The sequence below is a fragment of the Gammaproteobacteria bacterium genome (genome assembly GCA_021647245.1).
In the GTDB taxonomy this organism is placed as follows: domain Bacteria; phylum Pseudomonadota; class Gammaproteobacteria; order RBG-16-57-12; family RBG-16-57-12; genus JAFLJP01.
Genome location: JAKIVC010000058.1, coordinates 1 through 4,563, shown reverse-complemented (window position 1 = coordinate 4,563; position 4,563 = coordinate 1). Strand labels below are relative to the sequence as shown.

General features: G+C 49.6%; 3 protein-coding genes. All 3 read left to right on the top strand.

The features are described 5' to 3' along the window. The first annotated feature begins 621 nt into the window (after positions 1 to 621). The gene (locus L3J94_12020) at positions 622 to 1,518 is read left to right on the top strand and encodes a pyridoxal-phosphate dependent enzyme (GenBank protein MCF6219448.1); all 897 of its coding nucleotides are present in this window, start codon (positions 622 to 624) and stop codon (positions 1,516 to 1,518) included. A 60-nt stretch (positions 1,519 to 1,578) separates the two neighbouring features. Then, positions 1,579 to 1,896 carry a thiosulfate sulfurtransferase gene (locus L3J94_12015; protein MCF6219447.1) on the top strand — a complete coding sequence of 106 codons (318 nt, stop codon included), beginning with the start codon at positions 1,579 to 1,581 and terminating at the stop codon, positions 1,894 to 1,896. Positions 1,897 to 2,162: 266 nt separating this feature from the next. Further along, the coding region (locus tag L3J94_12010; protein ID MCF6219446.1) for an HsdR family type I site-specific deoxyribonuclease at positions 2,163 to 4,563 on the top strand (2,401 nt) is incomplete at its 3' end.

Here is a 4,563-nt window from a genome sequence, read left to right as displayed (position 1 = left end):
GGTAGCATTTTCTTCAGTACGGTCTCTTTTCGTTCTTTTGGATAACTCATTTATGCCTCGTTTTGCCCACGCTCGATGATTATTGAAGTTTATTCTAACGGATGGGCAACTATGCTGACAGAGGGGGTCTTCCAAGGGCTCCTGCCCCGCGCACTTCACTATGCTGGATTCATCCTTGCGGTCACTCCATGGGTGCTATCCTTTGCTATCAAGTCCATTTCCTCCCCTTCCCTATAATTAAAGATAGCAGCGATCACGCCACATGAAACCACTTTAATAAAGAGAAAATAAAGAGCTTTACTAGGAGGCTGTCGGACTGAGGTGATCGTAGCGAGGGAAAGCCATTTTGAGTCCATTTTTTTGATCGTTTGAGGCGAATATTGGGCATATTCAACAAAAAGGATCGGAGAAAGGGGCCTGAATGGCTTTTCCGCAGTCGATTCACCCTCAGTCCGACAGCCTCCTGATATGTATTAACTCGCAACTCATTATTCCAGAAGTCTTTTTTCTGGAATAATGATTGTCTAATACCATCGGACTTTATGTATTTACTCGCCAACAATCTATATTATGGATAATTAAGCTGGTGGCGAGTTAATACATAAAGTCTAGAGAGATGCTATGAATATAACCCCGGCGGTAACCCCCTTGCAAAAACTGCAATCAGAGATATTAGATCGTGCTGAGGTGACGCTGTGGGTGAAGCGGCTTGACCTTATCCACCCGGTAGTTTCAGGTAACAAGTGGTATAAGTTGAAATACAATCTACTGGCCGCCCAGGCGCAAGGTGCGACCACCGTGCTCAGCTTTGGTGGTGCCTACTCCAACCATATTCATGCCCTGGCAGGAGCTTGTAAAATGCTTGGGCTCTCCTCCATCGGAGTCATACGAGGCGAACCGCACACGCCGCTTAACGCGACACTGCGCTATGCACAGTCGTGCGGGATGCGGCTCCACTATCTTAATCGCAGCGACTATCGGCTTAAACATACTGACGCTATCCAGCAGCCGCTAAAAGATGAGTATGGTGAGCTGTATATAGTGCCCGAAGGGGGAAGCAATGCGCTGGCACTCAAGGGGGTTGCTGAGCTGATTCCGGAGCTGGGCGATGATTACGACCGGCTCTGTTGCGCCTGCGGCAGTGGCGGTACCTTGGCTGGGTTGATCTGCGGACTGCATGGGCACAAGCAGCTGGAGGGTTTCGCTGCACTGAAAGGGGCCAGTTTTTTATATGCAGATGTACGGCGACTGCTATCAGAGGCCGGTTTAGCCGATCAAAATAACTGGCAAATTAACCTCGACTACCACTTTGGCGGCTTCGCAAAAACAACCGCTGAACTGCTGGCATTTATTCATAAATTTGAAACGGAGCAGGGAATACCGCTGGAGCCACTCTATACGGGAAAGCTTTTTTACGGGCTGTTTGAGCGAATAAAAGCACAAGCATACCCCCGAGGAACGCGCATCATTGCACTGCATAGCGGTGGCTTGCAGGGAGTAGACCGGCAATGGCAATAGCTTGGGTCTCACGGGACTCGATGCTATATTAGTATTTTCTAATTAACTGAAAGGTGAATAATGAGCTACCAAGTAATTGCCGCCAACCAAGTGACCTCGCTACTGCAACACCCAGAGATTGTGGTGCTCGATATGCGTGACAGCAACGCTTACGTTGCAGGGCATATTAATCAGGCCACTCAGGCCACCGAAGAGCATGTAATGAAAGTGATCGACGAGCAGGATGCCGAATCACCGGTGCTGGTCTATTGCTATCATGGCGTTAGCAGTCAAAAAATGGCCGAATACCTCTCTACCCAAGGATTGAACCATGTTTTCAGCCTAAAAGGTGGCTGGGGAGCCTGGTGTCTGTATAAGGAAGCGCAGAACAAGTCATGAATTATCCGCGCCACACTCACCCAGCCTTAAGCAGGGAGGAGAACCGAGTAGGTTTATTTATGCCCCATTATTTAACCTGCTGCCAGATTGGCTACCTCTTGGATTAGATGGGAACTTGTTGTACATTGCAGTGCGTTTGCAGCATTCACCTTCCCTCCAAGGAGGGAGGCGGTAGAGTGAAGCCAGCCGTGCGTCAGAATCTAGGCGAGTCATGGCCGCCAGCAAATCAACTACTTTGACCCTTACTCCATAAAATTGGGCGGCACATGACTACAGAAAGCCAAATAGAACAAGGTTTGATTGATAAACTGGTTGACCTCAAATACACCTACCGCGATGACATTCGCGATAAGGCAACTCTTGAGCAAAACTTCCGCCAGAAATTCGAGGCACTGAATCGCGTCAATCTCACCGATGCCGAATTCGCTCGCCTGCGCGATGAAATCATCACTGCCGATGTTTTCACCGCCGCGCAAAAACTGCGCGAAAAGAACCTGTTCCTGCGTGAAGACGGCACGCCGCTGGAATTTACCCTGGTTAATATTAAAGACTGGTGTAAAAACGACTTTGAAGTCATCAACCAGCTACGCATCAATACCGACAATAGCCACCACCGCTATGATGTCATGTTGCTCATTAATGGCGTGCCGGTGGTGCAGATCGAACTGAAAACCCTGCAAATCAGCCCGCGCCGCGCCATGGAACAGATCGTCACCTACAAAAATGACCCCGGCAATGGCTACACCAACACGCTGCTCTGTTTTATGCAGCTATTTATTGTCAGCAACGAAAGCGACACCCGCTACTTCGCCAACAACCCCAACCAGCATTTCAGTTTTAATGCCGAAGAACGCTTTTTGCCGATCTACCAGCATGCTGACAAAGCCAATCATAAAATCGCCCACCTGTATGATTTTGCCGACGACTTCCTCGCCAAATGCACCCTGGGCAAATTGATCAGCCGTTACATGGTGCTGGTGCAGAGCGAGCAAAAAATGCTCATCATGCGCCCCTATCAAATCTATGCGGTCAAGGCGATTGTTGAGGCCATCCATCAGAACCGTGGCAATGGTTATATCTGGCACACCACCGGCAGCGGTAAAACCCTCACCTCATTCAAGACCTCGACCCTGCTCAAAGACAATCCCGACATTGAAAAATGTCTGTTTGTGGTGGATCGCAAAGACCTCGATCGCCAGACCCGTGAAGAATTTAACAAATTCCAACCAAACTGTGTCGAACAAAACACCAACACCGAAGCACTGGTGCGGCGCATGTTATCGGAAGACTTTGCCGACAAGGTGATCGTTACCACCATCCAGAAGCTCGGCCTCGCGTTGGATGAAAACAGCAAGCGCAACCAGTCCAAAAGCAAACAAGGCCAGCAAACCTACAAGCAACGGCTTGAGCCGCTGCGGGATAAACGCGTGGTATTTATTTTTGACGAATGCCATCGCTCCCAGTTTGGCGACAACCACAACGCCATTAAAAGCTTCTTCCCCAAAGCGCAACTGTTTGGCTTTACCGGCACGCCCATTTTTGAAAAAAATGCTACTTACAAGCAGTTCGACGGCAATGTCGGCAGCTACAAAACCACCGAAGAGATCTTCGAGAAAGAGCTGCATGCCTACACCATCACCCACGCTATCGAAGATAAAAACGTGCTCAGCTTTCATATCGATTACTTTGGTAAGGACGGTGACAAAAAACCCAAAAAAGGCCAAACCCCGCCCGCCGAAGCCGTTATCGAAGCCATCATCGAAAAACACAACAGCGCCACCAATGAGCGCCGTTTCAATGCCCTGCTGGCCACCGCGTCCATCAACCTCGCCATTGAATACGTTGAGCAGTTCAAAGCCATTCAGGCACAAAAACAGGCCGACGATGAGGACTACCAACCGCTAAATATCGCCTGCGTCTTCTCACCCCCCGCGCAGGCGGTGGCCAACGATGCAGAGAGCAGCGGTAACAACATCAACAATGTCAAAGACATCAAACAACTGCAAGACGACCTGCCGCAGGAAAAAGCCGACAACCAGATAGAGCCGGAAAAGAAAAAAGCCGCACTGAAAATGATCATTGCCGACTACAACCGGCAATACGATATCAACCACACCATCAACGAATTCGATCTCTATTATCAGAATGTGCAGCAACGCATCAAAGATCAACAATACCCCAATAGCGACTACGCGCACAAAAACAAAATCGACATCACCATCGTGGTGGATATGCTGCTCACCGGCTTTGATTCCAAATACCTCAACACCCTGTATGTGGATAAAAACCTCAAACACCACGGTCTGATTCAAGCCTTCTCGCGCACCAACCGCGTGCTCAACGACAGCAAACCCTGGGGCAATATCCTCGATTTCCGTTATCAGGAAAACGAAGTCGATGCCGCCATCCAACTCTTCTCCGGTGCCGCCAGCGACAAGGCGCGGGAAATCTGGCTGGTTGATCCTGCGCCCAAGGTGGTGAAAAAGTACAAAGAAGCGGTGGCGCAACTGGATACCTTTATGCAATCCAAAGGGCTGGACTGCGAACCCTCGCAAGTGCTCAACCTCAAAGGCGACACCGCCAAAGCGGAATTCATTAACCACTTCAAGGAAGTGCAGAAACTCAAAACCCAGCTGGCGCAATACACCGACCTCGACGACACCAGCA